This window comes from Algoriphagus sp., assembly GCF_024642405.1.
In the GTDB taxonomy this organism is placed as follows: Bacteria; Bacteroidota; Bacteroidia; order Cytophagales; family Cyclobacteriaceae; genus Algoriphagus.
In genome coordinates, this window is the sequence record NZ_JAHEBC010000383.1 from 1 (window position 1) to 3,475 (window position 3,475).

General features: G+C 33.7%; 6 protein-coding genes. 1 reads left to right on the plus strand and 5 read right to left on the minus strand.

Annotation, left to right across the window (positions count from 1 at the left end):
- From Q0L68_RS18105 to Q0L68_RS18120, 4 genes are all read right to left on the minus strand, one after another.
- Positions 1-355, minus strand: a 355-nt coding sequence (locus tag Q0L68_RS18105; protein ID WP_296705665.1) for a glycosyltransferase, incomplete at its 3' end; no start/stop codon positions are given.
- 90 nt (positions 356-445) lie between these two features.
- Positions 446-646: a helix-turn-helix transcriptional regulator gene (locus Q0L68_RS18110; RefSeq protein ID WP_296705666.1), complete on the minus strand. Its 201-nt coding sequence runs from the start codon at positions 644-646 to the stop codon at positions 446-448.
- The gene (locus tag Q0L68_RS18115) at positions 643-1,098 is read right to left on the minus strand and encodes a hypothetical protein (protein WP_296705667.1); all 456 of its coding nucleotides are present in this window, start codon (positions 1,096-1,098) and stop codon (positions 643-645) included. Before Q0L68_RS18115 ends, Q0L68_RS18110 begins: the two co-directional genes overlap by 4 nt.
- Before the next feature lie 6 nt (positions 1,099-1,104).
- The gene (locus Q0L68_RS18120; protein WP_296705668.1) at positions 1,105-1,521 is read right to left on the minus strand and encodes a hypothetical protein; all 417 of its coding nucleotides are present in this window, start codon (positions 1,519-1,521) and stop codon (positions 1,105-1,107) included.
- 181 nt (positions 1,522-1,702) lie between these two features.
- On the opposite strand from Q0L68_RS18120, the gene proC reads away from it, so the two are divergent.
- Positions 1,703-2,506: a pyrroline-5-carboxylate reductase gene (proC, locus tag Q0L68_RS18125; RefSeq protein ID WP_296705669.1), complete on the plus strand. Its 804-nt coding sequence runs from the start codon at positions 1,703-1,705 to the stop codon at positions 2,504-2,506.
- A 290-nt stretch (positions 2,507-2,796) separates the two neighbouring features.
- On the opposite strand, the gene Q0L68_RS18130 is transcribed toward proC, so the two are convergent.
- Positions 2,797-3,475: peroxiredoxin (locus tag Q0L68_RS18130; protein ID WP_296705670.1), on the minus strand; the 679-nt coding region annotated here is incomplete at its 5' end.

The following is a 3,475-nucleotide window of genomic DNA, read 5'->3' on the forward strand; positions in this document are numbered from 1 at the left end:
TGTAAGGAATTCCTGCCAGAGTGTGGATTCTAACTTTTACACCGGCCAACTTTGCCGCCAACATTCCCAAAATCCCTGCCTTTGGTGTATGAGTATGTACGATATCAGGTTTTTCCTTTTTAAATAATTGATAAAGCTGCCAAAGACATTTTAAATCTTGAATTGGAGTGATTTGTCTTGTAAAAGGAATTACCTCAAGTCTGCAACCTTCATTCTTTAATACTTGAGCTACCTCTCTTCCATCACTGCTTACCATTAAAACTTCTATCCCTTTTTCTCTCATAAACTTCATTTGTCCTGTAAGCAAAAGTTTAAGTGAAAGGGGTACTGTTGTAATTCTGATCAGTTTGGTCATGAAAAAGATTTGTAAAGGGGCAAAGGTAAGATATTATAGTCTTTTGTTACCTAAAAATTGCAAATGGTATTCCAATAAATTCTCTTGCTTTTAATCTTCTTCCTCCAATTCAAAGATTTCTTCTAAACTTACTCCAAAAACTTTTGAAATCTTTAAAGCCAGAACAGTGGAAGGGACATACTTGCCCGCCTCAATACTATTGATAGTTTGTCTGGAAACATTCACTTTCTCAGCCAAATCCTGCTGAGTCAGGTTATGTCTAGCACGTTCTACTTTTATACAGTTTTTCATAGAACCAAGCATAAAAACTTTCGCTGCTGAAACATCATCCATCTAAATCGAAGAATAAAAAGCAGGGGAAGGAAAAACATGTTAAAAGACATAAAAGTCAAATAATCAAAACCATAAAACATAATAGCTCCAATCACATTGAGTATAAAATACCCATAACATGCAAACAGAATGGAATCCAATCTCAGCTTCTGATGGTCTTCATCTTCTTCTTTCTTCTTTGCCAAGGCTATGAAAAACAAATTCAAAAAGAGGCTTAATATCGCTACTTCATTTGTAAAGTTTTCTTCGGTGCTTTCTAAAAAAGCCCCGTCCCGAAACCCATTAAATTCTAACCAAGAAAATTCAAACTCAACAGACAATGCCAATAAGCCTAAAATGGAGGCATGTATAAAAAGAATCCAGCCGATTTTCCGATAGCTACGTGGCAATAATATTTTTGATAAAATCATATAAAATTAGTCTTTTGTCGACATGTACTTTTGATATTGAAACGCTCCATATACATATAAATTCAGGAGGAAAAGAACCAAATAAGCAGTGAAGATCTCTGAAGTTATTCGATCGAACCTTATATAATTAATCAACATCAAAGCTCCTAGTCCCCAAATCAACCAGTAGAACCCAGTTTGAAAGGCCTGAAGCCGAAAAGACTTGATCATTTCATCTTCCTCTTTCTCTCTAGATAAGTTCAAAAGACCAAATCCTATTGCCCAAAAACCATAAATAACCTGAGCTGATTCATCAGGGCTTATATCCATTCTGGCAATAGACATCCCTATTACCAAGATTACTGGCAAAGGAAAAAATACAATAGCAACTTTCTTCCAAGCCGGTGAAAGTAGTGGTACGTGTAAAATTGATTTTTCTTTCATGAGTCAATTATTTTTTACTAAATGTAAAACAAACTTTACTTAATGTCAAAATATTTTATCAAATTATTTCTATTGGAATCAGATATTTTTTCATTCTCAACTATGAAATTTCCTTTTTCGAATTAAAACAGGGCTTTTGTTTACCTTTAAGTATCAATAATTCTTACTTATTTGATTTCTTATGATTTCTTCACAAAAAATTGCAATCATCGGTTGTGGTAATCTTGGTTCATCTATTGCAAATGGACTATTAGAGAAAGATAGCTTTGATTCAAAAAACTTAACTCTAACAAAAAGAAATACTATTAGTCTTTCTGATTTTGAAGCAAGGGGCGTAAATGTACATTCAGATAATTATACAGCTGCAAAATATGCTGATATTATTCTATTAGGAGTAAAACCCTATAATGTCAACCCAATTTTAAAGGAAATCCGGGAAGTATTAGATCCTAAAAAGCAAATTATCATTTCATTGGCAACGGGTATTACACTTGATGAGATGTACAAAGAAATAGATCCTAAAACTGTTGCTTTTAGAGCAATGCCTAATATTGCTGCTGACATTCAAGAGTCAATCACTTGTGTATGTCAAAGAGGCGCTAACCCAGAACAAATTGCTTTAATAAAAGAATTATTCGATTCAATTGGAATCACAATTGATATTGATGAATCTCTTATGGAAGCTTCAACAGTTTTAGGAGCTTGCGGGATTGCTTATGTATTAAGATTCATGCGGGCTATGATTCAAGGTGGTATCCAAATAGGTTTTGATTCCAATACAGCCAGCAGAATAGTAAACCAAACAGTGAAAGGAGCTGCCGAATTAATGATTCAACAAAATATCCATCCTGAAGAAGCGATAGACAAAGTCACCACTCCTAAAGGTTGTACTATTGTCGGTTTGAATGAAATGGAGCATCAAGGCTTCAGTTCAGCAATGGTTCGAGGTGTAATCGCGAGTTTTGAAAAAATTGAAAAAAAATAGCCTGTTAATTTACAATGATGCAATAATCAAGGAATAGTTAATATTTATCCACCTATAATTATATTTGTTCAAATAAGAATAATTTATTTTTTGTTTTTCTTTTAAATATTTTTACTAGTTTTGTCTCGGGTGATAAACAACTTTTGCTATTCCTTTTTAAAAGAAGCGATTTTTCAAGGGAGGACTGTTTGGTAATTTTTTTTCTCCTTCCTTTTGTTTTACTACAAAAAAACAAAAAAACCTTCTGAATTAAGTTTCAGAAGGTTTTTTCAATTCTATACAATAATCAATTATTCAAAAATCTCTTCAAGTTTACTTTCCAAACTTGGCCCCCTCAAATCTTTACCTATTATTTTACCTTCTGGGTCAATTAAATAGGTAGCAGGAATAGCATTAATTTGATAAGTTTCAGCAGCAACAGAATTGAAGTATTTAAGATCTGAAACCTGTGGCCAGATTAATCCATCTTCAAAAATAGCATCAACCCAAGCCTCACGGGTTCTATCCAAGGAAACTCCCAATACTTCAAATCCTTTATCTTTGTATTTATTGTATAGTCTTACGACGTTCGGGTTTTCTTCCCTACAAGGCTTACACCAACCAGCCCAAAAATCAATCATTACATACTTTCCTCTAAAATCAGAAAGATTAACCATTTGTCCTTCGGGGTTTGGAAGCGTAATTTCTGGCGCAACTTGTCCCATAGACAATATTCTCATTTCATCTAATTGCTGTTTTAACTGAATTATCATTTTGGTTCCAGGATATTTTTTATCCAACTCTGCAACCAAGCTATCCAAAAACTGAAATTCATTTTTAGAATTCAGCAGACCGATTGCAGCTAAAGAGGCAAAACTATCCCCCATTCCATTGATGACATTTTTGACTTCTTTTGCCTGATAATCCTCCAAGAGTAAGGCATCGGTTTGAATTTTCTTAATGGCATCAGTGTCATTATTGCTCATTGCT

What these genes read in the sequence shown, in the direction of transcription:
- Q0L68_RS18120 (WP_296705668.1), bottom strand. Translation starts at nt 1,521, where the DNA reads ATGAAAGAAAAATCAATTTTACACGTACCACTACTTTCACCGGCTTGG.
- proC (WP_296705669.1), top strand. Translation starts at nt 1,703, where the DNA reads ATGATTTCTTCACAAAAAATTGCAATCATCGGTTGTGGTAATCTTGGT.
- Q0L68_RS18115 (WP_296705667.1), bottom strand. Translation starts at nt 1,098, where the DNA reads ATGATTTTATCAAAAATATTATTGCCACGTAGCTATCGGAAAATCGGC.
- Q0L68_RS18110 (WP_296705666.1), bottom strand. Translation starts at nt 646, where the DNA reads ATGAAAAACTGTATAAAAGTAGAACGTGCTAGACATAACCTGACTCAG.